This is a genomic window from Ignavibacteriales bacterium (genome assembly GCA_026390575.1).
In the GTDB taxonomy this organism is placed as follows: Bacteria; Bacteroidota; Ignavibacteria; order UBA10030; family UBA10030; genus Fen-1298.
Genome location: JAPLFR010000008.1, coordinates 401,672 through 428,601, shown reverse-complemented (window position 1 = coordinate 428,601; position 26,930 = coordinate 401,672). Strand labels below are relative to the sequence as shown.

At 42.1% G+C, this 26,930-nt stretch carries 26 protein-coding genes; all 26 read left to right on the top strand.

Features of this window, described 5'->3' with window-relative positions; all coding sequences use genetic code 11:
• Nucleotides 1–274: 274 nt before the first annotated feature.
• Nucleotides 275–1,417 (top strand): alginate lyase family protein, encoded by a 1,143-nt coding sequence (locus NTX44_08060; GenBank protein MCX6121561.1) that lies wholly within the window; start codon nt 275–277, stop codon nt 1,415–1,417.
• A gap of 367 nt (nt 1,418–1,784) precedes the next feature.
• The gene (locus NTX44_08055) at nt 1,785–2,276 is read left to right on the top strand and encodes an HNH endonuclease (GenBank protein ID MCX6121560.1); all 492 of its coding nucleotides are present in this window, start codon (nt 1,785–1,787) and stop codon (nt 2,274–2,276) included.
• A 90-nt stretch (nt 2,277–2,366) separates the two neighbouring features.
• Nucleotides 2,367–3,380: a tryptophan--tRNA ligase gene (gene trpS, locus NTX44_08050; protein MCX6121559.1), complete on the top strand. Its 1,014-nt coding sequence runs from the start codon at nt 2,367–2,369 to the stop codon at nt 3,378–3,380.
• Between the two features lie 116 nt (nt 3,381–3,496).
• The gene (locus tag NTX44_08045; protein ID MCX6121558.1) at nt 3,497–4,213 is read left to right on the top strand and encodes a segregation/condensation protein A; all 717 of its coding nucleotides are present in this window, start codon (nt 3,497–3,499) and stop codon (nt 4,211–4,213) included.
• Nucleotides 4,210–5,421, top strand: coding sequence for an SMC-Scp complex subunit ScpB (gene scpB / locus NTX44_08040; protein ID MCX6121557.1), 1,212 nt, complete (start codon nt 4,210–4,212; stop codon nt 5,419–5,421). Before NTX44_08045 ends, scpB begins: the two co-directional genes overlap by 4 nt.
• The gene (locus NTX44_08035; GenBank protein ID MCX6121556.1) at nt 5,418–6,155 is read left to right on the top strand and encodes a pseudouridine synthase; all 738 of its coding nucleotides are present in this window, start codon (nt 5,418–5,420) and stop codon (nt 6,153–6,155) included. The genes scpB and NTX44_08035 overlap by 4 nt, the downstream gene beginning before the upstream one ends.
• Nucleotides 6,139–6,444 carry a 4-alpha-glucanotransferase gene (locus NTX44_08030; protein ID MCX6121555.1) on the top strand — a complete coding sequence of 102 codons (306 nt, stop codon included), beginning with the start codon at nt 6,139–6,141 and terminating at the stop codon, nt 6,442–6,444. Before NTX44_08035 ends, NTX44_08030 begins: the two co-directional genes overlap by 17 nt.
• Nucleotides 6,445–6,901: 457 nt before the next feature.
• On the top strand, nt 6,902–8,431 hold the full coding sequence (gene lysS, locus NTX44_08025) for a lysine--tRNA ligase (protein ID MCX6121554.1): 1,530 nt from the start codon (nt 6,902–6,904) through the stop codon (nt 8,429–8,431).
• Between the two features lie 286 nt (nt 8,432–8,717).
• Nucleotides 8,718–10,403 carry a S41 family peptidase gene (locus NTX44_08020; GenBank protein MCX6121553.1) on the top strand — a complete coding sequence of 562 codons (1,686 nt, stop codon included), beginning with the start codon at nt 8,718–8,720 and terminating at the stop codon, nt 10,401–10,403.
• A 7-nt stretch (nt 10,404–10,410) separates the two neighbouring features.
• Nucleotides 10,411–11,295 (top strand): DUF3108 domain-containing protein, encoded by an 885-nt coding sequence (locus NTX44_08015; protein MCX6121552.1) that lies wholly within the window; start codon nt 10,411–10,413, stop codon nt 11,293–11,295.
• On the top strand, nt 11,262–11,804 hold the full coding sequence (locus NTX44_08010; GenBank protein MCX6121551.1) for a gamma carbonic anhydrase family protein: 543 nt from the start codon (nt 11,262–11,264) through the stop codon (nt 11,802–11,804). Before NTX44_08015 ends, NTX44_08010 begins: the two co-directional genes overlap by 34 nt.
• Nucleotides 11,805–11,823: 19 nt before the next feature.
• A complete protein-coding gene (locus NTX44_08005) occupies nt 11,824–12,723 on the top strand; it encodes an MBL fold metallo-hydrolase (protein MCX6121550.1) in 900 nt (299 codons plus the stop codon).
• Nucleotides 12,724–12,833: 110 nt separating this feature from the next.
• Nucleotides 12,834–13,322 (top strand): hypothetical protein, encoded by a 489-nt coding sequence (locus NTX44_08000; protein ID MCX6121549.1) that lies wholly within the window; start codon nt 12,834–12,836, stop codon nt 13,320–13,322.
• The gene (gene ybeY, locus NTX44_07995; protein MCX6121548.1) at nt 13,319–13,756 is read left to right on the top strand and encodes an rRNA maturation RNase YbeY; all 438 of its coding nucleotides are present in this window, start codon (nt 13,319–13,321) and stop codon (nt 13,754–13,756) included. The genes NTX44_08000 and ybeY overlap by 4 nt, the downstream gene beginning before the upstream one ends.
• A gap of 20 nt (nt 13,757–13,776) precedes the next feature.
• On the top strand, nt 13,777–14,208 hold the full coding sequence (locus NTX44_07990; protein ID MCX6121547.1) for a DUF494 family protein: 432 nt from the start codon (nt 13,777–13,779) through the stop codon (nt 14,206–14,208).
• 12 nt (nt 14,209–14,220) lie between these two features.
• Nucleotides 14,221–16,479, top strand: coding sequence for a type I DNA topoisomerase (gene topA, locus NTX44_07985; protein MCX6121546.1), 2,259 nt, complete (start codon nt 14,221–14,223; stop codon nt 16,477–16,479).
• 31 nt (nt 16,480–16,510) lie between these two features.
• The gene (xerC, locus tag NTX44_07980) at nt 16,511–17,407 is read left to right on the top strand and encodes a tyrosine recombinase XerC (GenBank protein ID MCX6121545.1); all 897 of its coding nucleotides are present in this window, start codon (nt 16,511–16,513) and stop codon (nt 17,405–17,407) included.
• Between the two features lie 54 nt (nt 17,408–17,461).
• Complete coding sequence (gene raiA / locus NTX44_07975; protein MCX6121544.1) at nt 17,462–17,794, top strand: ribosome-associated translation inhibitor RaiA; 333 nt, start codon at nt 17,462–17,464, stop codon at nt 17,792–17,794.
• 19 nt (nt 17,795–17,813) lie between these two features.
• The gene (gene hprK / locus NTX44_07970; GenBank protein ID MCX6121543.1) at nt 17,814–18,821 is read left to right on the top strand and encodes an HPr(Ser) kinase/phosphatase; all 1,008 of its coding nucleotides are present in this window, start codon (nt 17,814–17,816) and stop codon (nt 18,819–18,821) included.
• A 98-nt stretch (nt 18,822–18,919) separates the two neighbouring features.
• Nucleotides 18,920–19,849: a M23 family metallopeptidase gene (locus tag NTX44_07965; GenBank protein ID MCX6121542.1), complete on the top strand. Its 930-nt coding sequence runs from the start codon at nt 18,920–18,922 to the stop codon at nt 19,847–19,849.
• 41 nt (nt 19,850–19,890) lie between these two features.
• Entirely contained in the window at nt 19,891–20,115 is a 225-nt protein-coding gene (locus NTX44_07960) for a DUF2795 domain-containing protein (protein MCX6121541.1), read from the top strand.
• 182 nt (nt 20,116–20,297) lie between these two features.
• Complete coding sequence (locus NTX44_07955) at nt 20,298–22,268, top strand: BamA/TamA family outer membrane protein (protein MCX6121540.1); 1,971 nt, start codon at nt 20,298–20,300, stop codon at nt 22,266–22,268.
• A 12-nt stretch (nt 22,269–22,280) separates the two neighbouring features.
• Complete coding sequence (locus NTX44_07950; GenBank protein MCX6121539.1) at nt 22,281–23,408, top strand: hypothetical protein; 1,128 nt, start codon at nt 22,281–22,283, stop codon at nt 23,406–23,408.
• Nucleotides 23,405–25,477: a methionine--tRNA ligase gene (metG, locus tag NTX44_07945; protein MCX6121538.1), complete on the top strand. Its 2,073-nt coding sequence runs from the start codon at nt 23,405–23,407 to the stop codon at nt 25,475–25,477. Before NTX44_07950 ends, metG begins: the two co-directional genes overlap by 4 nt.
• A gap of 55 nt (nt 25,478–25,532) precedes the next feature.
• The gene (ubiA, locus tag NTX44_07940) at nt 25,533–26,381 is read left to right on the top strand and encodes a putative 4-hydroxybenzoate polyprenyltransferase (protein ID MCX6121537.1); all 849 of its coding nucleotides are present in this window, start codon (nt 25,533–25,535) and stop codon (nt 26,379–26,381) included.
• A complete protein-coding gene (locus NTX44_07935) occupies nt 26,378–26,929 on the top strand; it encodes a UbiX family flavin prenyltransferase (GenBank protein MCX6121536.1) in 552 nt (183 codons plus the stop codon). Before ubiA ends, NTX44_07935 begins: the two co-directional genes overlap by 4 nt.
• The last annotated feature ends 1 nt before the right edge of the window (nt 26,930 follow it).

The following is a 26,930-nucleotide window of genomic DNA, read 5'->3' as shown; positions in this document are numbered from 1 at the left end:
GGTTTAAATACCCCGAATCTTGATTCATTAAGATGAAATGTTTTTCACAGTGATGTGGCTGACCAAAAAGTGTAAAATTAACGGTAGTCGAAACCATCAGGTTTCGTTTTCAGATAATAAACGAAGACTAAAGTCTTCGACTACCATGTTTTCGATACTTTTTGGTCAACCTCAATTCATTTGCATTCTTTTTTGAAAAGGGATACAATACACTCATAATATTTTAATATGAGTCGAAGAACTCATAGACTAAAATTAGGAACAAAGAAGAAAAATGATAAACTCTTTTTGGAAAGTAATATCAATCACAGCCTTTGCAGCGTTAGTGATCTTCGGATGTAAAAAAAGTGCTTCTACGAGTTCGACAAACACAGATACTAATAAAACCGTACCACCAACTTACAATCTGAGGCATCCGGGAATTTTTAATAGCCAGGCTGATCTTGATTTCATTAAATCAACAGTGAATGCTGGAGGCAGTCATCCTTTGGTAGCCGGGTATCAGATATTAGCGAACGATGGCCGTGGTAGTTTAAGTTTTACACCAACCCCATTTGCAATAGTAGATGGCGTTCCATCGGGCTCTAGTCCCTCGGAAGATGCATATCGGGATGATGCACATGCAGCATATATCCATACCATTAAGTGGGTCGTCACCGGAAATCCTGCTTATAAAGATAAGGCAATACAGATATACAACGCTTGGTCATATACATTTACAGGTTTGGTCGTGTATTCGAATAATCAACAAACATTAGAATCTTCATGGGCATTGCCTATATGGATAGCGGGTGCCGAAATTATCAGATTCTATAATAATGGCGCAGCAGGATGGTCGGCCGATGACGTTGGGCAATTTCTTTCCTTTGTGGACAAGCAATATCATACTGTTTTAGGTCCTTCAGCCAGTGCACCAAACTGGCATATTTCACAAGCCTTATCAATTATGGCTACGGGGGTTTTTTTTGATAGTGTAGCAATTTATAATACGGGTTATACCAGGATGCAAAATCAAATTGATGAGATCAGCGCAAACGGTGATGTGCCTGAGCTTACCCGTGATTTTGAACATTCACAATATTGTCTTATTGGAATGGCACAAGGTGCAGAGATAGCCCATCAGCAAGGTGATGACGGTCTTTGGACCAGAACAAATGGAACTTCAAGCCCTCGCTTGCTTTTGTGTTCGGAGAGTTATGTGAAATGTTTAATGGGGACAGGAACACCTAACTACCAATCTAGTTCTGGTTCACAAAGGCACAGCGCTCCATACGAAATAATATTAACTCGTTATAGTGATTTAGGAATGGCTGCCCCACAAACACGAACCTATGTGTTAACTCAAAACAGACCTGAAAATTGCAGTCAAAACCACTTCGTCGGTTGGCTTTCGGCTACTCATGCGAACGTTCAGTAAAAACTAAAAAAGCTCTTTGCAATTACTTAAAAAGCTGTCCGATGTTTTATATTATCGGGCAGCTTTGTTTTTTCCATACTGCTGATACAAATTCTAAGGTTTCTTAGGATTTCAACAAGTAATAGGAATTGGTTATTGGGATTGCTTGGAATTTCTTAATAGAATATTCTTACTGCATAACAACACGTACAGTCTCATTTCTTTTCAAATCTTGACTCTGGCTATGGATTATGGTATATTTTCAATGGACTCAATGGTATCCGGCAAGAAATTTTTAAGTTAAAAACTTAATTGTATAAAAGGAGGTGCATAGGTCTTCAGTGTCTTTGAACGAACCGTCGGCGCAGACGGAAAATTGAGCCGAAAAGTGCTTGTACTCAACCATGACTATGAGCCGTTAAGCATTTGTAACGTAAAGAAAGCGATCATTCTTCTGTATTTAGGCAAAGCAGAATTGATTGCAGCGTGCGATGGTAGAAAATTGCGTTCTGTCTATACGTCGATGCCTTTTCCAAGCATCGTTCGCCTCTCCGTCTATATTCGTCTACCCTATAAGAAAATAGTCCTCTCCCACAAAAACATATTACGCCGTGATGGACATTTATGTCAATATTGCGGGAAAACTGAATCAATGCTTACTGTAGATCATATTATTCCGAAAGCAAAGGGCGGTCCAGATACTTGGGAAAATCTTGTTGCGGCATGCGTTTCATGCAATAACAAGAAAGGTGACCGAACGTTGCATGAAGCAGACATGAAACTCCTACGCAAACCGATTCGTCCCAATCACGTAATGTTTATTCGGCATTTTGTTGGCACGGTGGATGACCATTGGAAACCGTATTTGTTTATGAACTAGTTATCAGTAGTCAGCTATCAGTTTTCAGCTTCCAGCGAGAATAGTTTTACATATTCCTGACTACTGATATCTGATAACTGAATACTATGAATGTTCCACCGAAAGGGGTCACGTATTCTCTTGAGTCAAAAGAAAAAAATAATTCTCAGCGGTATGCGTCCCACAGGGAAATTGCACCTGGGCCATCTTACAGGTGCGTTGGAAAATTGGGTAGCCATGCAAGGTGAATATCAGAATTTCCATCTCATTGCCGATTATCACGCATTGACAACAAATCCGGATACATCGGATATTTATGATAACTCTATCAATATGCTGATAGATTGGCTTGCTGCCGGACTTGATCCAGTGCAAAGCCCAATGTTTCGTCAATCGCAAATCAAAGAGCACTCTGAACTGCATCTCCTATTTTCCATGCTTATTACGACGTCACGTCTTGAACGAAATCCAACGTTGAAGGAACAAGTTCGCGATCTTGAAATAGACAGCATCGTCTATGGTCATCTCGGCTATCCCGTTCTGCAAGCTGCAGATATTTTGCTTTACAAAGGCGAAGTAGTACCTGTCGGTGAAGACCAATTGCCTCACATTGAAATTACCCGTGAGCTTGCAAGACGGTTCAATACACAATATGCCGCGGTTTTCCCTGAACCGGAAGGAAAAATTACAAAGTTCGCTCGTTTGCCGGGTCTCGATGGAAAAAGAATGAGCAAGTCAGTTGGCAATACAATTCTTCTTTCAGATTCACCCGAAGCTATAATGAAAAAGTTAAAGACAGCTGTCACTGATACACAAAAAGTCCGTAAAGGTGATCCTGGGCATCCCGATATATGTTTGGTTTTTGCCTATCACAATAAATTTAATCCCGCAGAAGTGCCGGAGATTCGTGCCGGTTGTGAAAGTGGAAAGCTCGGATGTTTTGACTGCAAAATGAACTGTGCCAAAAAAATTATAGAAACGCTTGCACCAAGTTTTGAAAAGAGATCATATTTTGAAGCACATATGGATGACGTCAAGAATATTCTTGCCGATGGCGAACAGCGTGCGAAATCGGTTGCCAAGCAGACGATGGCTGAAGTTCATGAAGCGATGAACCTGGGGTAAACAAGTAGAAAGTAAAAGGCAGAATGATAATAGATTCAAACAATTTATTACTGATGCGAGAAAAAAAGTATTGGCATAAATAAACTGATTACTGACAACTGATAGCTGATACCTATTTGTACACAATAAAACTCAATGATTTTGAAGGTCCCCTGGATCTTCTATTGTTCTTCATCAAGCGCGATGAGCTGGATATCTATGACATTCCGATTGCGAGCATCACGAAGGAATTTTTAGATTACATGCATTTCTTGCAGCAGTTTGACCTCGAAATCGCCGGTGAATTTTTAGTCATGGCTGCTGAGTTGATGCAGATAAAAGTAAAAATGCTTTTACCGCCGGAGCAAGGTGAAGAAGAAGAACTTGATCCGCGTGCAAACTTAGTGCAACGTTTGGTGGAATATAAGCGCTTCAAGGAAATGTCTTTACAGATGAAGAATCGCGAAGAAGAACAAATGAAAGTGAACTATCGTGGATATCATTCTGCCGATGAACATGTCGTAGAAGAAGAGACAGGCGAAGATATGATCCGTGATGTGACATTCTTCGATTTGATTGCATCATTCAAATTTGCAATTGACCGAATGCCGAAAACATTCGTCCATGAAATTGAAAAAATCAATGTGACTGTCGAAGAACAGATTGCTTATATTGAAGAATATTTTTCCCGTCGTTCTGAAGCGACTTTCTACGATTTAGTCAAAGACTTTACAGAACGCATTCGTATTGTCGTAACATTTCTTGCCTTGTTAGAGGTTATACGGACAAAGAAAATCATTATCAGACAATTACAGCCATTCGGTGATCTTTCGATTATGAGAAACGTGATGTGACAGAAGAACAGACAACCATAGAAAAAACTGAGCTGAAAATTCCGACGACGTTCAAAGCATTGGTTGAGGCACTCATTTTTGCCGCGCAGGAACCGCTTTCTGTTAACCAGATACGTTCTATCTATCAAGGTGAGAACGTACGGAATGATGAATCCAAGCACGTAGAACCGGAAACCATACGACAAATCATAGCTGATCTGAATAAAGAATATTCGAAGCAAGATCGGCCGTATCGTATCGTGCAGATTGCCGGTGGATATCAATTCGCAACATCGACAGAATATGCTGAATGGCTTGGCAAGCTTTACAAGGAACAAGGACGCAGGAAGCTTTCACAATCCGGTGTTGAAACGTTGGCAATCATTGCCTATAAACAGCCGATTACAAAAGCAGAGGTTGAAAGAATTCGTGGTGTGAATTGCGATTATGTCCTTAAAACTTTGCTGGAAAAGGAATTGCTGGCCGTAACAGGACGGGCTGAAAGTGTCGGACGTCCGCTTTTATACGGAACAACAAGAGAATTTCTAAAACATTTTGGATTGAACGACATCACGGATTTGCCTCGGCCAAGAGAGATTGAAGAAATTCTTGGGGAAAGTCAATTTGAGACAGAACGCAGAATGTTGGAAGCCCAAGCTGGAGCTGAACAGGCGCGAAAGGATCAAGAGGACTTTAAATCACGCTTACCGCACATTCCCAAAAAGAAACCAGAACTTGACGAAAAAGGTGTTGAAATCGTTCCACACAAGAGAACACGCGAAATCAGGATCATGCCTCTTGAAGAACGAAAAATATTGGAAGAAGCGGGACAAGAAAAGATTGAGTTTATCCCGGAAAATTCTCCACTAGAAAAGAAGGTAACGGATGACGACGTCGCAGATGAAAAAATGCAAGAAGTATCGATCGATTCATTACAAGAAGATCTTCCGAATGGAGCTACAGAGAATCAATCGGTCATTCAAATAGGAGAAAATGAAAAAATCGAATTAGCATCTGAGACAACAAACATCAGTATTGAATCAGAAAGAACATCGGAGATAGAAATACAAAATGGAGAAATCTCATCAACGACAGAAGAATTAAATCAAGACGACGGCCAAAGCACTTTGGAAGCAGGAAAGCCTCAAACCCCAAAGGGGCAGACGCAAAAACGTTGGAAGGTATGGAAAGAAAAGATACAGAGGTACATCAAGAAACTGTTCGCTTGAATCGATATCTTGCAATGGCTGGAATTGGCTCTCGCAGAAAGAATGATGAATTAATTCTTTCAGGCGCGGTGAAAGTCAATAACAAATTAGTAAAAGAATTAGGCGTTCAGGTGCGCGTAGGGAAGGATAAAGTTTCTGTTCAAGACGAATTGGTGAACCTCGAAGAGAAGCTCGTCTATATTATCTTCAACAAACCAAAAGATACTATTACGACGATGAGTGATGAAAAGGGACGCACCACAGTTATGAAATATGTCCATGTCAAACAACGCATTTATCCAGTTGGGAGATTAGATAGAAATACAACAGGTGTGCTGCTCTTTACAAATGATGGCGATTTGGCAAATGCATTAATCCACCCGAAATTCGAAATTGAAAAATTATATCGCGTGACGCTTGATCGTCAAGTAAGTGATGAAGATTTGAAGAAACTGCGCAAAGGTGTCCGGCTTGAAGATGGTCTAGCAAAGGCACAGTCTGCTGAACTTATCGATGGTTCTAAACGAAAGAAGGTGCTTCTTACTCTCCGTGAAGGAAGGAACCGTGAGATTCGAAGAATGTTCGAAGTTATCGGGTATGATGTTCGGCAACTTGACCGCGTCTCATTTGCTGGACTTACGCCGCTCGGGATTCCTCGTGGAAATTGGAGATTTCTCAACAGAAGCGAAATCAACTACTTAAAAAAACTTGCCGGCTCTACTAGCAGAAAAGAAATTGATGAGATTTACTCGTAGCAGCGGAATTCTTCTGCATCCCACACTATTGCCAGGGCCATTTGGTTCTGGAGATCTTGGAGCATCTTCTTCTCGTTTTATTGATTGGTTATTAAAAACAGTTCATTCACTTTGGCAGATGCTCCCATTGGGTCTGGTTGGTCATGCAAATTCACTTTATATGTCTCTCTCTGCGTTTGCCGGGAATCCATTACTTCTTGATTTATATGAGGTGGTTAATATTGGCTGGTTGATACAAAACGAGCTTGATGATACTCAATGTAAATCTCCTAATCGCCTTAATTGTTAGGAGGTTATGTCGTTTTGAATAAACATACTTAAGAAAGTATCGAAAAGATTTTTTAATAATAAATTTAGAATGTCAAAATCAATATTATACGTTGTGTGAATGTGAAAAAACATGTTTGGATGATTATACACTGTTTCAAGCAGTGAAGCATAAATACGATGGTGTAGAATGGTCTATTTGGGACCATAACATAACCGAAGGGGATTCATATGTATTACAGACAGTGACAGAAGATCTGAGGGAGCACGTAGACTTTCACAAATTCACACAATGATGCTTTGATCGTCAATGCAAGAAATGGATACGATTCTTCAGGGAGAGAGAAAGTTAGATCTGAACCGGTAGATCCGTTATTTGAATGGATTGTATTAAATAGACGAGGTACTCTTGATCGACTTAATTTTTTATGAAACATAAAGAAAATGACACTGAACACTTTTGATTATCGGAATTGACAATGGCTGAAGACAAGAAAACTCAATCATCTGAACCGGAACATGAAGATATTAATGTCCTGATGCTGCGCCGGCAGGAAGAATTAGAACAACTCACGAAGCTTGGTATAAATCCATATCCGTATGAATTTACGCGTGATGCCTATTCCAAGGAAATCATTCATCAATTTTTAGACGATGCACCGCGGCGTACGGTTTCAATTGCCGGCAGAATTATGTCCATCCGCCGGATGGGTAAAGCGTCGTTTTGCCATATTCAAGATTCGCAAGGACGCATCCAGGTTTATTTACGACGTGATGATATAGGTACATCGTATGATGCCTTTAAGCTTATGGACATCGGTGATATCATTGGTGTTCAAGGCTTTGTTTTTCGCACGAAGATGGGAGAAGTTTCTGTTCACGGATCAGAACTTACTCTTCTTTCAAAATCATTAAGACCGCTGCCCATTGCAAAAGAAAAAGTGGATGAACAAGGAAACAAGACGATCTATGATCCCTTTTCCGACAAAGAATTACGCTATCGTCAGAGATACCTTGATCTTGCCGTTAATCGGGATGTAAGACAAGTATTTATAAAGCGATCGAAGCTGATAAGCACCATTCGGAAATTTTTAGATGAGCGTGGGTATTTGGAAGTGGAAACACCCGTTCTACAGCCGATGTATGGCGGTGCATCTGCGAGACCGTTTATGACGCACCATAATGCGTTGGATATGAAACTGTATATGCGGATCGCAGATGAACTCTATCTGAAACGGTTGATTGTCGGCGGGTACGATGGCGTGTATGAAATATCTAAAGACTTCCGCAATGAAGGGATGGATAAAACGCACAATCCGGAGTTCACGATGATGGAACTCTATGTTGCGTACCACGACTATCGATGGATGATGAATTTAGTGGAAGAACTTGTGTCAAGTATAGCGATTGCACTGAACGGAGTCTCTGTTGCGAAATTAGGAAATCACGAAATTAATTTTACTCCGCCTTGGAAGCGAATTACTATGTTTGATGCTATTAAAGAACACACCGGTAAAGATCTACGAGGAAAGAACGAGGAGGAGCTCCGGGCAATTGCAAACGAGCTGCACATCGTGGTAGAACCAAGCATAGGCGCTGGCGGTATTATTGATGAAATATTTGGCGAGAAGGTTGAGCCATATTTAATTCAACCGACATTCATTACAGATTATCCTCTTGAGATGTCTCCGCTCGCGAAGAAACACAGGTCAGAACCTGGATTAGTTGAGCGCTTTGAAGCAATTGTCAATGGGAAGGAGTTATGCAATGCGTTTTCTGAGCTCAATGATCCGATTGACCAGCGCGCTCGATTTGAAGAACAGATGAAACTTCGTGCGCGCGGAGACGAAGAAGCACAAGTACTGGATGAAGATTTTCTCCGCGCTCTTGAATATGGTATGCCGCCAACAACAGGTCTGGGTATCGGTATTGATCGGTTGACTATGTTATTGACAAATCAAGACTCAATCAGAGATGTTATATTCTTCCCGCAAATGAAGCCAGAATAGCGTCTGTACGAACAGGACGAACGAAGAATGACGAGAAAGACTTACTATGTTCACATGGTAATCGAACTCATTCAGTTTCTTCTCAACTTCCATCTGAAAGAATTATTAACATTCCAGCAACTTGAAGGAAACGTATGCGTATTTGAGAGAGAATTACGGTTCAATCCGTCTTTGATTTTCGGCTGATTTCACGTATATTATTATGATAAGTGATGATGCATACAAAATATCAAGTCAAAAATAATATATTCAACATGCAATGTTGCAATTTTTAAGGAAGAGTGTAATGAAAAAGAGGTTTTCGTTAGCCACAGCGGTGGCTCTGGTCGTTGTGAGCATTTTTGCCGGTATGGAAATCAATAAACTCATTTCAGCTGACAACATTTACGAACAAATTAAAAAATTTGGTGATGTTCTCAGTGCTGCGGAGAAATCATATGTTGATGATGTCGATACCGGGAAGCTGACGGATGCGGCGATCGTTGGAATGCTCAACACGCTTGACCCTCATTCAGTCTATATTCCGCCTAAACAATTTGAAAAGGTACAGGAGGAATTCAAAGGCAAATTTGAAGGAGTTGGTATTTCGTTCCGTATTTTGAATGACAGCATTACAGTGGTCGAACCGGTCGCTGGCGGTCCATCAGCAAGAATGGGTGTGCTTTCTAATGACCGAATTGTTAAAATTAACGATACGTCTTCCGTTAAATGGACAGATCAGCAAGTGATGCGTACCCTTCGCGGACCGAAAGGAACCAAAGTAAAAATCTCCATAGTTCGCCCAAGTGTAAAAGAAATTCTTGAGTTTGTCATTATTCGCGATGAAATTGCCCTCACGAGCGTTGATGCTGCGCTGATGATTACCAGAGATGTTGGCTACATCCGTGTGAATCAGTTTAAGGAAACGACACATATTGAAATGGAGAAGGCGCTGCAAAAGCTTAAGACGGAAGGAATGCGCAAGCTCATCTTAGATTTACGTGATAATGGCGGAGGATATTTAGAAGAGGCAGTCCGAATGGCAGATCAATTCCTTGATGGTGGGCCTGTCGACAATCCGCATAGAATCGTTTACACAAAAGCACGAAAACCAGAATTTGAAGAATCGTACTCTGCAAAAAGCGGAGAAGCGTATGAAAAACTTCCACTTATTGTTCTTATCAATAACGCATCTGCAAGCGCAAGTGAAATCGTGGCAGGCGCTCTCCAGGATTGGGACCGCGGTTTGATCGTTGGTGAAACATCGTTTGGAAAAGGATTAGTACAGCGTCAGTGGCCGCTGCGGGATGGTTCGGCATTTCGGTTAACTGTTGCTCGGTATTATACACCAAGCGGGCGGTTGATTCAACGATCGTATCAGGGGAAAGACAAAGACGAATATCAACTGGAAGCGTTTCAGCGCGATGAACAAGAAGGCGATAATCTAGAACACAAGCATGATGCAGAATCAGCAAAGGAATCTCGACAAAAGAATGACAGTCTTGAACAAAAGCATGAGGTTAAGCCGGATTCAACTATCCCAATCTTTAAAACTGCTGATGGTCGCACAGTGCTTGGCGGCGGCGGCATCACTCCGGACTATGTTGTCAAGTCGGAAAAGGTTACGGGGCTCATACAGACTGTTTGGCGGCGAAATCTTTTCTATGATTTCTGTAAAAACTATATGGAAGGTACCGGATTTGTTCTTCGGGCAAAATACGCCAAGAATTATGAAGATTATAAATTGAAATACACTATCTCGAACGAACTCATGACAGAATTTCGAAAGTTCATCGAAACGAAAGAAGTCAAAATTGATGAAAAAGAATACGCAAAGGATCTCGATTTCCTGAAAGCTCGTCTGAAGGCACAAATTGCACAGATGATTTTCGGTTTAGAAGGATATATCGGTGTGATGGTAGGTGTTGATAATCAAATTCAGAAAGCGTTGACTCTTTTTCCAGAAGCAGAAAAAATTGCCAAACTGAAATAAGCACTCAATGAGGAGCAGGGTATACGTGCGGTTCTTTATTCCCATAGTCATCTGGTTTATGCTTTTTTTACGGACAGCTGCGGGCTTGCCTCTGCAGAATGAAAAGCTCTCCATTCGATCTTTCAATCAGAATTCAGAACCGGTGAGGCAGAGTGAAAGAATGCTGCAGGCTGGAGAAGAGTTGGAATATAGCGTCCACTATTCTTTCTTCCACATTGGGACGATTCGTTTTAAAGTGACGAATAAAGAAGAAAGAAATGGAAAAGTGATTTATCACGCTTGTGCAATCATGGATTCCAATCCGTCGCTGAGCTGGCTCGTTGATTTGCATATCAGGTTTTACAGTGAGATGGATCAGGATGCGTTCACCTACCAATGGCTGAGCGAAGACAGCACTAGTAAAAAAACGACGTATCGAAAAATGCGTTTCGATTATGAGGCACACAAAATGTACTTCGAATGGGGAAATAAACTCAAAACGAACGAATACAAAAAAGAAGGCGAACGTATAGTTACTATAACAAATAACTGTCAGGATGGATTATCGCTTTTCTATTACGCGCGTGCACATGTACGTGAAAAGAACCAGACAAAAATTCCGACATTCATTGATACGAATGAAGTAACCACACATATCAATTTTGGTATCGAACATTTAGAGGAAGATATTGATGCAGTCGATTATCCCATAGATGTAATGAAATTAGATGGACGCGCAGACTTTGTTGGTGTCTTTGGGTTGACAGGCGGATTCGAAGGAGTGTTTAGTAATGATGCTGCGGGCATTCCCATGACAGCACGAATGAAAGTTATTCTGGGAAGCATAAAGGTGGAACTGAAGAATTGGAAACGAGATAATTGGATACCGCCCAGAACAGCGAACGAAAAATGAAGGGAATAATCCCTTATAAGGATCGAATACCGAAGTTGCATGCATCGGTATTTGTTGCGGATGGTGCAAAGATCATTGGCGATGTGGAAATTGGAGAACACAGCGGCATCTGGTTTAATGTTGTCATTCGCGGTGATGTGAATTTCATTCGCATTGGTTCACGCACAAATATTCAAGACAATTCTGTATTACATGTTACAACGAAAACGGCTCCTTTGAATATCGGTTCGAATGTCACGATCGGTCATAGCGCTGTTCTGCATGGATGTACCATTGACGATAATTGCTTGATCGGAATGGGTGCTATTGTATTGGACAGAGCGCATATTCATCAAAACTCTATGGTAGCGGCTGGAGCGATAGTGCTTGAAGGATTTGATGTTCCGGAAGGAATGCTTGTAGCAGGGATTCCGGCTAAAGTAAAACGTGCATTAACAGAAGAAGAAAAACAATTCATACGTCAGTCAGCAGCAAACTACGTCGGTTATGTGCAGGCATACCAATCATGAACAATCGAAGAGAGATGATATGAAACTCACATTTTGGGGCGTTCGTGGTTCAATTCCAACTCCAGGCAAACAAACGGTTCGCTATGGCGGGAACACACCATGCTTGGAACTTCGTCTTGACGATGACCGGCTCATTATTTTTGACGCAGGTACTGGCATCCGAAGTTTCGGTGACTATCTGATTAATAACGGAGAATCGGTCAAGGCACATCTTTTCATTTCGCATCCTCATTGGGATCATATTCAGGGATTTCCTTTTTTCAAACCGGCATTCAGCCCCGGAAATGAACTTACTATTGTTGGAACAGACCGCCCGGAGAAACCGTTAAGTGAGATTATTTCAGAGCAAATGAACCGTATTTATTTTCCTGTCCAGCTTCATGATCTTAAAGCAAAGATAAAATTCGTCCCTATTACGGAAGAGGGAGAAATGAAAGTGTATGATGCTCTCGTGAAGATGATTTATGTGAATCATCCCGGATTTGCACTTGGGTACCGCGTTGATTATAAGGGAAAGTCATTAATATATATTAGTGACAATGAACCCTTCGATAAAGCATTTGCCGGATCCATGAGCAATTTTGAGTCAAAGGTCAAAGAAAAATTCATGACGGCGAGTGGCGATCCGAATCAAAGGATCTTCGATTTTTGCCGCGGTGCTGATGTGCTCATTCATGACACGACGTATACACCTGAAGAGTATATTGATCGAGTTGGCTGGGGACATTCGGATTATTTATTTGCGCTACGGCTAGCAGCTGAAGCGAACGTGCGGCGCTTATATCTTTTCCACCATGAACAGAATCACAGTGATGAAAAAGTTGACGATATTTTAAAAAAGTGCAAGAAAGAAATTCGAAGCAGGGGATACAAATTCGAGTGTGAAGCTGCTGTCGAAAACACAACGATTGTCATCTAAACTTGACATTCACTCATGTGGAATGTATATTGGCGTGAGTTGATTTTGGATGGATATGTTTTACGGTGAATAAATAATGCGTGGTGAATAATTATTTGAGCAGGGCGGGAATGAAATTCGAATTCAAAAAAAAGGATATTGCTAAGCTGGCGCAAGTGCTGGAAGTGAAGCCGAAGAGAATAGGCACAAGTGTTCGTTTCGAAATTGAAAACAAAGAACAACAGCGCAAGTTAGCTGTTGAGATATATTCCAATATCGATATTGGCAACCGAAAAGGAAATCTTGTCTCCGTGTATACACGCACCGCGCATCTCCAGCTGCATTTTTGCACAGGATATGTTATCAGCAAGATGTTAGGAGAGATTACATTCGTCGGTGAATCGGATGGCAAGCTTTCTGGATTAACAATTGAACGCGAAGGTGGATGCTCGCTGTATGCAAACGTTGATCGGAATATTCTCTCTGGTGATTTCACAAAATTAGGTCCCGAAGTAATGCTTTCTGGTATTGCATTGTCATTAACCGAATCGATTCTTCCGCCCACCACTCAAAAGGTAATTGCAGTACCGGTGCGGGGAAGGAGTCTGAAGCGGAGATGACAACACGAATGATACTTCTTTCAACTAACCATCCTCGTTTGCGGTTCCCCAGCAAGGAAGTTTTCCGCGCATTAAAGATTGTTTATAAAGAAGAAGGAAAAGAAATTCCGGCACTTGCTGTAGTTTGTACGCACAATCGTTTTATCCGTAAGATGAACAAGGAATTTCTTGAGCACGATTACATCACAGACGTTATTGCGTTTCCACTGGGCAACGATGGCGGTGTTGAAGCAGAAATTTATGTCAATCTTGATGCGGCGAGAAACCAAGCAAAGAAATATAATGTTACATACACGCAAGAAGCGCGTCGGCTGTTGATTCATGGTGCACTGCATTTGCTTGGGTATGATGATAAAACTCAAGGCAAAAAAAATATGATGAATGCGAGAGAAGAATTTTACTTAGGATTGATGAGTCGAAAGGCACGGTTGTAATACTCATGCAAGAACGAGTTGTGGAAATAATTCTTTTTTTAGTCAATGAACTGCGTTCTAATAAGCGTCTCAATGATGTGGATGTATCATCTCTGACGCGCGATGGGTATACACAAAGTGAAATATCGTCTGCATTCTCATGGCTGTTTGAACGGCTTTCCGTAGGGAAGTCAATCACGGATGTAACCAGCGGATCCAGCACATCTCATCGCATATTAAATGATGCCGAGAAAATGGTCGTTGGGTTGCAGGCGTATGGATATTTGATACAATGTCAACAGCTGGGACTTCTCAACAATGTAGATGTTGAGACTATCATCGAACGTATTATGATGGCAGGATTCGCAGCTGTCGGTTTACCGGAAATGAAATCTTTTGTTGCCGGATATCTCTTTGATATGGAAAGCAGCAATGGACAAATTTCACTTGGTACGAATGATACAATTCACTGAAGAATAGGTCGCATGGAAAAATCTCTTATTATCGTTGAATCACCTGCAAAAGCAAAAACGATTAACAAATATTTAGGGAAAGAATATTTTGTTGAGGCATCGGTTGGACACATCAAGAATCTTCCTAAAAGTAAATTGAGCGTAGACATCGACAATGATTTTTCTGTCGTGTATGAAACGATCGCAGGGAAAGAAGATGTTGTTGGGCGTATCAAAGAAAAAGCCGCGAAGGCGAAAGCTGTCTTCATCGCAACTGACCCTGATCGTGAAGGTGAAGCAATTGCGGCGCATATTGCCGAAGAAGTGAAAGATGACAATAAACATATTAAACGCGTGCTCTTTCACGAAATTACCGAGGCAGGCGTCAGAGATGGTATGGCGCATCCCAAAAAAGTCGATATGCATATGGTGATGTCGCAGCAAGCACGACGCGCGATGGACAGAATTGTGGGCTACAAAGTGACGCCATTTATTTGGAAGACAATGTATTACGGACTCTCTGCAGGACGAGTGCAGTCGGTAGCATTGCGGTTGATCTGCGAGCGCGAAGCGGCGATTCAAAAATTTTTACCTCAAGAATATTGGTCGTTGACAGCTGAATTCACAACACAGCATGATGACAAATTTCTTGCCAAACTTGTAAAAGTTGCAGGTGACGATCCGCGTATACCAGATGAAACAACATCGAACGGCTACATGGCTGACGTTCGGAAACAGAAGTACGAAATCAGCAATGTTACTCGAAAACCAGTAAAACGGAATCCGCCTGCACCATTTATTACAAGTACGTTGCAGCAAGAAGCTGCAAAGCGCCTTCGCATGTCCGCTAAGCGGACGATGATGCTGGCGCAGAAATTGTACGAAGGCCAGGAAATAGGCGAAGAAGGATTGACAGGTCTTATTACGTATATGCGTACAGACTCGACGCGGTTAAGCGGGGAAGCAGTATCGCATGTCCGCGAGTATATCTATAACAATTATGGCAAGGAGTACTTGCCGAAAGAGCCTCGTCTCTTCAAGAAAGGCAAAGCATCACAGGACGCACACGAAGCTATCCGACCAACTTCTATAAAGCTGACACCGAAGGTCGTGAAGAAATATCTGGATAAAGATATGTTTGCGTTGTACGAACTTATTTGGAATCGGTTCATCGCTTGCCAGATGGCGGTTGCAGAGTTCGAACAGGTGACAGTTGAAGTGACAGGCGGAGAGTACCTGTTTAGAGCAAGCGATCAACTTCCAACATTTCGTGGTTTTCTACAAGTGTATGACGATATCGAAGAAGAAAATGCGGGGGAACAAGGAGATACTGATCCTACGTCTAAGCTCCCAGTGAATCTGGCAAAAAGTCAAGCGGCACAGCTTACAGATCTTCTTCCACTGCAACATTTTACAAAACCGCCGGGCCGGTACTCGGAAGCTACATTGGTAAAAGAGTTAGAGTCGCTGGGTATTGGCCGTCCGAGCACGTATGCGATGATTGTGACAACAGTTATTGATCGAAAGTACGTCGAACAAAAAGAACGAAAGCTCTACGCATCAGATCTGGGCATGCAAGTGAACACATTGTTGGTAAGTCATTTTCCTGAAATCTTTAATGTAAAGTTCACTGCAAAGATGGAAGAAGAATTAGATACGATCGCTTCCGGCAAGCAAGAATATCTTGATGTTATGAAAGATTTTTATGGACCATTTCACCAGGCGGTGGAAAAAGCTTCAGGGTTAGCAACTGCAATCAAAAAGTCATTGCAGGAAAAAACTGAAGATATATGCGAGTTGTGCGGCAAACCTATGGTGATCAAGTGGGGCCGTAATGGAAGATTTATGGCTTGTACAGGTTACCCGGGATGCAAGAGTACAAAGCCCCTTCCAGGAGATGCAGAAAAAACACAACACGTTATTGGAGGCAAGTGTGAACTGTGCGGCGGAGATATGCTTGTGAAGGGTGGACGATTTGGAACATTTTTAGGATGCTCTAACTATCCAACATGCAAAAATACAAAACCGATCTCCATGGGCATCAAATGTCCAAAGTGCAAAGAAGGTGAACTCATTGAACGAAAGACGAAAAAAGGCAAACGGACATTTTATGGGTGTTCAAAATATCCGAATTGTGATTTCGCATCTTGGGATAAACCGGTAGCGCAGGCATGTACGTATTGTGGAAATGAATATGTCGTTGCAAAATATTCTCAGGCAAAAGGCGAGTATATAGTGTGTCCATCGTGTAAGCAGGAAGTCAATCAAGCAGAAGCTGTCGCTTCTGCGTAACGAAGGCATGGGCAAGGGAACGAAACAGGCTATGGAAAAAATAGTCAGAAGTTACCTTGAATATTTGGAAATCGAACGGAATTATTCTGCCCATACCATTCTTTCCTACGAGACAGATTTGTTGAGGTTGGTTCAATTTCTTCGCCAGGAAGGAATTCATTCGTTTGATCATGTGCATAAAGAAGCGCTCAGAGCGTTTATTGGTTCATTGCTTGATGAAGGATTCAGCCAGCGAAGCACTGCACGAAAAATTGCATCGATGCGTTCGTTCTTCAAATATCTTCGGCGGCAGAAAATAATTGATGGAAATCCTGCTTTGGTGCTGATCACACCAAAAGTTGGGAAGCGGTTGCCGTCCTTCTTAGATGAAGAATCAGTGCAGCGGCTTCTTTCATCACCCGATCGATCCACACCGAATGGAAAAAGAGACACTGCAATTTTAGAATTATTCTATAGCACTGGCATGAGATTGAGCGAATTGATAGGTCTGAATATCGGCGATCTGAAGCAAGAAGAAGGTCTCATCAAAGTAAGAGGGAAAGGGCGCAAAGAACGCATCGTGCCTGTAGGCAGAAAAGCATTGTCTGCAATAGACGAATATCTTCATGAAAAAAAAGAACTGTCACCGAAAACGCCTGCTAAGGCGGACGAACGTCCGTTATTTATAATCAAAGAAGGACGCCGTATGTATCCCCAGGCAGTTGGAAGAATGGTACGGAAATATATCGGAGCAGTTTCAGAGATAGAAAAGAGAAGCCCTCACGTTTTGCGGCATTCGTTTGCGACACATATGTTAAATCATGGAGCCGATTTGCGTGCTGTGAAAGAATTGCTTGGTCATGAAAGTTTATCCACCACACAAGTCTATACGCATGTGTCATCAGCGCGGATGAAAAAAGTTTACGAAGACGCTCATCCCAAGGCATAGATTCAAAAATAATGTTTTGCATCTCATCATCATTCGGTGGAAGGAGAACGTACCATGAATATAAAAATTACATCACGTCACTTCAAACCTCATGCCACGCTGACAGAATATGCGGAAAGAGCAATTGAAGACTTGTCGCATTTCTATGATGGTATCATTAAGGCCGAAGTAATCTTTTCTTATGAAAAGTCGCATGACAGTGTGAAGAACGCAGAAATATCATTGACGGTGTATGGTACTGTTCTGACAGGTATTGGTTCAAGTGAAGCGTATGAAAAGTCTATTGATATAGCAATCGCCAAAATAAAAACTCGCCTGAAAAAGTACAAAGAGAAACTTCACGAAAAAGATCGCAAGGGTGTAAGAAAGATACGAGAGAAAGAATAAATAACCCGGGAGACGGGCAATGGCACTGAGTGATATTAAAGAAACAAAGAAAAATAGTATGACAGTGGGTTTCTTGTTTGATGTCAATAAACAGCGCTTAAAGTTAGAGAGCGTCAATGGCGACGTTGGGTTTGAGCGGGAGATTACAGACAAGAACATCCATCGGCCCGGCCTGGCGCTTGCAGGATATGTTGAGTTGTTCACCTACGACCGTGTCCAGATTTTTGGTAATACAGAAATTCGATATCTCAACCACCTGACCTTTACTGAACGTATCAATGCATTTAAAACAATTTTTAAATTTGATTTGCCATGTATCTTTGTTACAGGCGAAAATAAACTCGATGATGAACTGGTGGCCATTGCCACAGAACACCATGTGTCAGTGATTCTTACACCGTTAGAGACAACGAAATTTGTTTATTTCATGAGCGATTTTCTCGATGATCATTTCGCTCCGCAAACCGTTTTGCATGGTTCTTTTGTAGACGTCGATGGCATCGGTGTTTTAATCACCGGGCGTTCCGGAATAGGAAAAAGTGAAATTGCGTTAGACCTTGTCGAGCGCGGACATCGCCTCGTGGCGGATGATGTTGTGATGGTCACACGAAAAGGCGAAGGAATTCTCATGGGCGCTGGTTCGGATGTCGTTAAACATTATATGGAAATCCGGGGCCTTGGTCTCATTGATGTTCGTTCAATATTTGGTATTCGATCTATCCGTTTTCAGAAGAGAGTTGAGATTATTGTTGAATTACAAGAATGGCGGAACGATCTCGAATATACACGAACAGGACTTGACCATGAGAACATCTCCATCCTTGGCGTCAGTTTGCCCCACATTAAACTGCCCATAGTCCCGGGAAAAAATATAACCGTCATCGTTGAAGTAATCGCTATGGATTATCAACTGAAACACTATGGCTACGACTCCGCCAAAGAATTTGCAAAACGGCTTGATGCTGCAATTGCTGAAAAATCAAAGGGAAAACGAGTTATTAATTATTTTGACCACGACTTTGAATAAGTGATGACAATTCTTGACAAAGAATTGATAATTTCCTATTTTCAGCGAGCAGTTTCCCTGATGCTTCGTGTGTGTTCGTTCACAGATTGATTGAGGATATGAGAAAAACAAGACTCTATCGCTTTTCATTTGAATCGCTTACTTTTCATGAGGCGCGTTGGACACGAACCCGCCTTATGATATTCGGGGTTTTTCTCGGAATAATTATTTTCTGTTCTCTTTTTGCCGTCAATCAGTACTATAATGATGCTTTTGGAATCGGATTCATTCAAAATAATTCTTTAGTAAATGAAAACAGAGTTCTGCAAAATCAGCTGCAATATCTTACACAGCGGCTTGATGCTATTCAGAAGCAACTCCAGTTACTCGGCAATAAAGGAAATGAATTACGCATGCTTGCTGATTTGCCAAAACTTGATGAAGATCTGCAGAAGGCAGGCATTGGCGGAACAGATGAACGTGTCGATTTTACATCATCATCCAATGTGAACACATTGCTGAACAACTTGCGTGCAACTGCAAATCAAGCGGAACACGAGTTGCGTCTCCAAACAACAAGTTATGAAGCTATCGGAACTGCGTACGATCAGAATAAAGTCCGCTTTGCGCATCTCCCCGCCATCAAGCCGATGGATGGATTTTACAATCCACATGGTTTTGGTATGCGCCTTCATCCAATTTTGAACTTTGTTCGCAAACATGAGGGGATTGATATTATCAATGAAGTTGGTACTCCAGTGTATGCATCAGCAGAGGGAACGGTAGAATTCACAGGGCGTAAAGGCGACTATGGATTGGCTCTCGAGATTAACCATGGGTACTCGTTGATGTCACTGTACGGACATCTGTCAAAAGTTTTAGTGCATGAAGGACAAAAAGTGAAACGCGGTGAACTTATTGCCCGCAGCGGCAATACCGGGCTTTCCAATGGACCGCATCTTCACTATGAAGTGCGGGTGAATGGTGTGGCGCAAAATCCTGCATATTATTTTTTCGATGATGTGAGTGCCAGCGATTTTCAAAATTAGTTAAATGATTCATACTATTTATTTAGAGAAATGGAACAACAATGATTTGGACCATCGAGCTAGCGACATATTTAGATGATGCTCCTTGGCCTGCGACAAAAGATGAGCTGATCGATTACGCTGTCCGGACTGGAGCCCCAACACAAGCCATCCAAAATTTAGAAGAGCTTGATGATTCCGATGAACCATACGAAAGTATTGAAGAAATCTGGCCGGATTATCCCACCGATGAGGATTTCTTCTTCGAGGATGAGAAAGAGTATTAAAAACGTAACATGTGAATAAAACATTAGGGTACTTCGGGATTATGAGTATAGAATGGAGCCCAGCACTTACCTGCTGGGTTTTTTATTTTTGATGTTCTATGTGCAAATTAACGACAATCATATTGTGTATTTCTTTCTGCATTTCTTTATCTTCTGCACAGGTTGGAGATCATGGATTTGAGGTGGGCGCAATACGCTTCGAAGGAAACGAAGAGCTCAATACTGACCAATTTCTCGCTGTGATTCGTACACGTGAAACTCCGTGGGCAGTGCAGAAATGGATCTACAACAGGTTTGACAAAGAAATTCTTTTTGGAAAAAAACCAGAATACTTCGATCCTATTACCTTTGTTTCAGACTATCAGCAGATAAAAAAATATTATGAAGATAATGGATTTTTCCATGCAAAGGTGGACACGAGCATTGTTGTTCATCCGGATAAAAACAAAGTTTTTCTAACATTTTCCATTGTCGAGGGGCGGCGCTCACTGATTGACACTATCTTGTTTCTTGGTCTCGAGAATCTTTCGTCTGATATCCAGGAAGAACTTTCATCGAATAAACAGATTATCGTAGGAATGCCGTATATTCAAACAAAGGTGGAGGCAGAATACAAGCGCATTGTAGGACTCTGTGCCAATAACGGGTACGTCAATGTGAAGTTAGTAACTGTAGGGGCTCAACGTTACGCATCTACAGATAATATTTCCCTTGTTTTCGTCTTCGATACGGGGAAACGTTTTACGTTTGGGAATATCTCTGTTGAACAAGATACTACATCCCAGCAGTATATTGATACTACTGTTGTGTTCGAGCATCTCGATTTTTCTACAGGGGAATTCTATGGCGAAGAAAAGAAAATAGAAAGCGAAAGAAACCTTAATAGGTTGGGCGTTTTTGAAGCAGCAAAAATTGAAAATGCCATTCCGAACAATTCTTCAGAGATTTCTCAAATTCCAATTCGAATCCATGTGCGGACTCGGCCGTTCCAGGAATTCACGCCAGAAGTAGGTATTAATGACGAGAACAACGCTTTTAATGTCCTTTTTGGTATTGGCTATAATCATCGCAACTTTTTCGGCGGTGCAAGGAATTTTTCTACAAATCTTCGGCTGAATGTCCAGTCACTTCAATTCGGAACAATCTTTAAAGGCAATGCTTTAAAAGATAGTTCTCTTGTATCAAAAATAGAATGGACGACACAGATCACTCAACCGTATTTCATCAACAACAAAACGAGTATCAGTGCAGCAGTTTCAGCCATCCTCGATAAACAGTCAACATACTATATTCCAAGTCTCAGCTTTCGCCTCGGGACCCAATCACAAACAGCGACGTATACAAGACTCTTTATTGATTGGAGTCTTCAATTGAGCGATCCGAAGACTGAAGCACCCCTGCAGTACACTTCCACCTTTTTTAGAGATAAAGGATTTGAAAAACAATTCAATTCCTTTGTCACAGTCACGCTCCAGCGTGATAAGCGTAATGATATTTTTTATCCTTCAGAAGGAATCGTTCAATCTATCTCACTTGAAGAAGGCGGCTTTGTCCCGAGAGTATTAGAAGTAACTCTTCCCTATGCACAGTATGTCAAGGCATTGCTCACCGGACAATGGTATTGGAATCCGGACAAGAAGCAGGATCTTATTTGGGCAGTTCGTTTAAGAACTGGAGCCGCACTCCTCTATGGTGTTGCACCGTTGAATGTTATACCACTCACTCAACGATTTTATTCAGGAGGAAGTGGAAGTGTACGTGGCTGGCAGGCGAGAGCTCTTGGTGCACCGTCAATGACTACAACAGAGAGGGAGCAAGGGAGCAATGCGTTAGTTGAAGGTAACATTGAAGCTCGAATAAATCCTTGGAGTACAGGATCAATAGGATTTATTGATCTTCAAAAAATTTCGTTTGTGTTATTCTATGATTTCGGTAATCTTTGGTCTGCACCTCAATTAATGCGTTTGAATGAAATTGCGATGGCATTTGGATTTGGACTGCGCTATAACACTATTGCAGGACCAATTCGCATCGATTTTGGTATGAAAATGTATAATCCAGATCCTAATGAAGGTTGGGTTTCAAGTAAAAGATTCTTCCCGGAAACCTTTAACCAAGGTATCATCCATCTTGGTGTAGGTCATACGTTCTAAGGCGATACTGATATGAGCTGGTCATCCATTGTTGGACAGGAACGTGTTAAATCGCTTCTCCAACGCACACTGCAGAGCGATCAGATAGCCCACGCATACCTTTTCTACGGACCGGAGGGAATCGGCAAGGATGCTCTCGCAATTGAATTCACTAAAGCATTAATCTGCACACAAGGCGGGATAGAAGCGTGCGGTGTATGCTCTAATTGCCAGCGGATGGATTCGTTTCAACATCCCAATATAAAATTGGTTTTCGCGCTTCCGGTGGGGAAAAATGAAAAGAATGGGGACGATCCAATCAACGTGCTGACGGAGGCGCAGGTAGCGGAAGTGCGTGAACAGATTCAGGCAAAAGCAAAAGATCCATACCAACGGATTGAAATGACGAAGGCCAACTTCGTTAAAATTAACAGTGTGCGGGATATCAAGCGCGAAGCGGCGATGAGCCGGAGTGAAGATGGAAAAAAGGTCTTTATTATCTTGAATGCCGATATGATGAATAATGAGGCAAGCAATTCTCTCTTGAAAACACTGGAAGAACCGTTGCCCGGTACGATTCTTCTTTTAACGACATCTGCAAAAGATCAGCTCTTACCGACGATCGTCTCTCGCTGCCAATTAATACAATGCGACTTAGTATCGGATGGTGAAATTGAAACAGCGCTTGTTGCCCACGATGGCGTCGATGAGAGTATTGCACGTCTCGTCGCGCAGCTCGCTAATGGAAGCTACAGTAATGCACGGCGACTGAGTGTGCAGAATATGGCAGAAGAACGGAAGGATGTCGTTGAATTTATGCGCTTGGTTCTTGGTAAACGTAAAACAGCGCTCATCGATGCGATTGATGAAATTGCTTCATCGACTGATCGACCAGGCATGGAACGATGGCTGAAGCTCCTGCAGTCATGGCTGCGTGATGCCTTACTCATTCAGCAAAAAGCTCACGCTCCTCTTATGGAAGATGAAAAACAGAGCATGGAAAACTTCGTCAGGAATTTTCAGCAAGCGAATCTCGTTGCAGCGAATCAGTCCGTCGAGAAGGCGATTGCTCATCTAGACAAAAATGTCTACATTCATCTTATTCTCACAATGTTAGCAATTGACTTACGGAAAAATATTACGGAAGCATCATACGTATGAAGCAGCCATTTGAACGAATTCTCATTACGGCAGCATTGCCATATGCCAACGGGTATCTGCATCTTGGCCATCTTGCCGGTGCATACCTCCCGGCAGATATCTATGCAAGGTATCAACGTCTCAAGAAACGCAATGTTCTGTTTATTTGCGGCTCAGATGAGCACGGCGTTGCGATTACCGTTTCAGCAGAAAAAGAAAAAACAACACCTAAAGCAATAATTGACCGGTATCATCCGGCAAACCAATCGGCATTTGAAGCGTTCGAGATGAGTTTTGACAACTACTCGCGCACGTCACTTCCATTACACCATGAGACGACAAAAGAATTCTTCCGGGAATTTCATAACCGTGAGATTGTTGTCGCAAAAAAAGAATTACAGCTCTACTGCGAAAAAGACAAAATGTTCCTTGCCGACCGGTACGTGGAAGGCACGTGTCCAAAATGTAAGTCAACACAGGCCCGCGGCGATCAGTGTGAAAATTGCGGAACATGGCTGAATCAGTCAGAACTCATCGATCCAAAGTGCAAATTGTGCGGAACAACGCCGGTCATGCGCGAAACGACGCATTGGTATTTTCCACTTGGCAACTATCAGAAGCGATTGGTGGCATACATCGATGAACGCAATAAGCGTGATGGGTGGAAAGATAACGTTCTCCGCTATTGCGAGAGCTGGTTTAAGGACGGTTTGCAGGATCGTGCCGTGACGCGCGACCTCAATTGGGGTGTCCAAGTTCCAGTTGCAGGATACGAAGACAAAGTTATTTATGTATGGTTTGATGCAGTGCTCGGCTACATTTCCTCTGCAAAAGAATGGGCGGCTCTCAATAACAAACCTGATATATGGAAAGAGTTTTGGCAGAAGGAAGATACAAAATATGTTGCATTCATCGGCAAAGACAATGTTGTATTCCATTGCATTGTCTTCCCGGCAATGCTGATGGCATGGAACGACGCGCACACCGATCACTATGTTCTGCCCGAAAATGTTCCAGCAAACGAATTTTTAAACTTCGAAGGACAGAAATTTTCCAAGAGCCGGGGCTGGGGAATTGACGTTCAAGATTTTCTAAAATTCTTTCCGGCAGACATGCTGCGTTATGCTCTGGCAGTGAATTTACCGGAAACACGCGACAGCGACTTCTATCTCAAGGATTTTCAAGCACGCGTTAATAACGAACTTGCTGATATCGTCGGTAACTTTGTTAATCGAACGGTGGCTTTTACAGATAAAAATTTCGACGGTAAAGTTCCAGTGCTTGGCAAATTCAATGCACGTGATGAAGAAATGATTGACACTTTAAAACACACGCCTCTACAAGCCGGAGAATTGTTTGAGCGGTATCGATTCCGTGAGGGATTGATGGAAGTGATGAACCTCGCGCGTGCAGCAAATAAATATTTCAATGATAATGAACCGTGGAAAACACTCAAGTCGAATCCGGAACGATGTGCCACAACGCTGCACATCGCAATTCAAATTGTTCGTTCGCTTGCAATCCTGCTGGAACCGGTGATTCCAGCTACGTCCGCGAAAATATGGAAACTCTTGAATCTTGATACAACATCGAAGGAAGATGGATGGGATTCTGCTTCGAGTTTTCAATTAAAGGATGGCCATCAACTTCATAAACCAGAAATTCTTATCAATAAAATAACCGATACACAGATTGATGAAATAATGAAATTTCTTGAAGGGGAGGAGACACCACCAGCTTCTTTGTCTATTATTCCGCTCAAGCCAACTATTACACTTGATGATTTCAAAAAGATTGATCTTCGCGTGGCGCGTGTCATCGAGGCAGTGAAAGTGCCAAAATCAGAGAAACTATTAAAACTGCAGGTTGAGATTGGAAACGAACGCCGGCAGGTTGTCGCAGGAATTGCAAAGCATTATACACCGGAAGATTTGATAGGGAAGTTGATAGTTGTTGTAGCGAATCTTCAACCTGCAAAACTCATGGGCCAGGATTCGCAGGGAATGATACTCGCTGCCAGCGATGAATCCGGCGGTCTGACACTGGTTGGCGTGCAGTCAGAAATTTCCACGGGAGCAACTGTGAAGTAAAACATTGTGCCTGAACATGATGTTTCAGCATTATGCGAGAGTTGTAAGGAATACTATGGCGATACAAAAAATTAAAAGTATTGCACGATTCGTAAAAATTGAACATACGTTATTTTCTTTGCCGCTTATTTTTAGCGGAGTATTCATCGCGTCAAAGAATCCTCCGACGATACAGCTTATGTTACTCATTCTTCTTGGTGCAACAGGAGCGCGCACTGTTGCACTCGCACTGAATCGTATCATCGATCGAAAAATAGATAAACGTAATCCGCGTACAGTCAGCCGTGAATTGCCCAGCGGCAGAATGTCGTCTGGAGATGCCACAGTCATTCTCGTCATCGGTCTCGCCGTCTATTTCCTGTGTGCTGCAAGTATTTCGACATTCTGTTTGATGCTCTCGCCACTTCCGCTTGTCATTTTCACGTTCTATCCCTATATGAAACGCTTCACATCATACGCGCATTTTGGTGTCGGCCTTGGTCTTTCAATGGCGCCGCTTGGTGGTTGGTTCGCCGTAAAGAATTCTCTATCGAATATTGGACCGGGATTGCTTCTTGCGCTCTTTACACTTTGTTGGGTGACGGGATTTGACATTATTTATTCAACTTTAGACGAAGCTTTTGATCGTGGCGAGAATCTGCACTCATTTAGTTCACGGTTTGGAAAAATAAAAGCGCTGCGCATTTCTGCCACGCTTCATCTTGTCGCTTTTGTGGTTCTCACAATATTATTTTTTATGCAAATTCGTGCGCTTGCCGCGTTACCATTTCTCCTCGTATCAGGATATTTATTATATCTCGAACAAAAAAAAGCTAACAATGTCGAAATGGCTTTTTTCAAGATTAATGCTGTTCTCGGATTTGCTGTCCTCGCAATGGTTCTCGTTGGAGTCTATTTCCCATGAGAATTATCATAGGAATTACAGGTTCCTCAGGTGCTGTGTATGCAAAAGAATTTTTAAAGCAATGCAGCGCAGATAAATATCTCATCGTGAGTAAATGGGGAAAAGTGCTTTTGCAAGATGAACTTGGCATCAGCGATCATGATTTAGCGCCGTTCGTCAAGCGGCAGTTTTCTGATGATGATCTGGCGGCGCCGATGGCATCCGGAACTAATCGGTTCGATGCGTGTGTTATTCTACCGTGTTCAACATCGACGCTTGGAAAAATAGCTTCCGGTATAAGCGATACACTTATCACACGGACTGCACACGTTGCAATGAAAGAACGATATAAACTTATTCTGTGTGTACGAGAAACGCCGCTTTCTACAATAACGCTTGAACAATGTGCGAAACTCTCGCGCGATGGTGTTATTATTATGCCGATTTCACCGCCCATGTACTATGTTCCGAAAACAGTGGATGAATACATCGGCGCTTTTGTTGATAAATTACTTGGAGTCATTGGAATGCGCACACCAAAGGGTTGGCGGAGTGAAGAACTGGAATAAT

What these genes read in the sequence shown, in the direction of transcription:
- NTX44_08015 (MCX6121552.1), top strand. Translation starts at nt 10,411, where the DNA reads ATGAGGAGCAGGGTATACGTGCGGTTCTTTATTCCCATAGTCATCTGG.
- ybeY (MCX6121548.1), top strand. Translation starts at nt 13,319, where the DNA reads ATGACAACACGAATGATACTTCTTTCAACTAACCATCCTCGTTTGCGG.
- lysS (MCX6121554.1), top strand. Translation starts at nt 6,902, where the DNA reads ATGGCTGAAGACAAGAAAACTCAATCATCTGAACCGGAACATGAAGAT.
- NTX44_07965 (MCX6121542.1), top strand. Translation starts at nt 18,920, where the DNA reads ATGAGAAAAACAAGACTCTATCGCTTTTCATTTGAATCGCTTACTTTT.
- NTX44_08060 (MCX6121561.1), top strand. Translation starts at nt 275, where the DNA reads ATGATAAACTCTTTTTGGAAAGTAATATCAATCACAGCCTTTGCAGCG.
- NTX44_07935 (MCX6121536.1), top strand. Translation starts at nt 26,378, where the DNA reads ATGAGAATTATCATAGGAATTACAGGTTCCTCAGGTGCTGTGTATGCA.
- NTX44_07960 (MCX6121541.1), top strand. Translation starts at nt 19,891, where the DNA reads ATGATTTGGACCATCGAGCTAGCGACATATTTAGATGATGCTCCTTGG.
- hprK (MCX6121543.1), top strand. Translation starts at nt 17,814, where the DNA reads ATGGCACTGAGTGATATTAAAGAAACAAAGAAAAATAGTATGACAGTG.
- ubiA (MCX6121537.1), top strand. Translation starts at nt 25,533, where the DNA reads ATGGCGATACAAAAAATTAAAAGTATTGCACGATTCGTAAAAATTGAA.
- NTX44_08005 (MCX6121550.1), top strand. Translation starts at nt 11,824, where the DNA reads ATGAAACTCACATTTTGGGGCGTTCGTGGTTCAATTCCAACTCCAGGC.
- raiA (MCX6121544.1), top strand. Translation starts at nt 17,462, where the DNA reads ATGAATATAAAAATTACATCACGTCACTTCAAACCTCATGCCACGCTG.
- metG (MCX6121538.1), top strand. Translation starts at nt 23,405, where the DNA reads ATGAAGCAGCCATTTGAACGAATTCTCATTACGGCAGCATTGCCATAT.
- NTX44_07950 (MCX6121539.1), top strand. Translation starts at nt 22,281, where the DNA reads ATGAGCTGGTCATCCATTGTTGGACAGGAACGTGTTAAATCGCTTCTC.
- topA (MCX6121546.1), top strand. Translation starts at nt 14,221, where the DNA reads ATGGAAAAATCTCTTATTATCGTTGAATCACCTGCAAAAGCAAAAACG.
- NTX44_08000 (MCX6121549.1), top strand. Translation starts at nt 12,834, where the DNA reads ATGAAATTCGAATTCAAAAAAAAGGATATTGCTAAGCTGGCGCAAGTG.
- xerC (MCX6121545.1), top strand. Translation starts at nt 16,511, where the DNA reads ATGGAAAAAATAGTCAGAAGTTACCTTGAATATTTGGAAATCGAACGG.
- NTX44_08030 (MCX6121555.1), top strand. Translation starts at nt 6,139, where the DNA reads ATGAGATTTACTCGTAGCAGCGGAATTCTTCTGCATCCCACACTATTG.
- NTX44_08020 (MCX6121553.1), top strand. Translation starts at nt 8,718, where the DNA reads ATGAAAAAGAGGTTTTCGTTAGCCACAGCGGTGGCTCTGGTCGTTGTG.
- trpS (MCX6121559.1), top strand. Translation starts at nt 2,367, where the DNA reads ATGTTCCACCGAAAGGGGTCACGTATTCTCTTGAGTCAAAAGAAAAAA.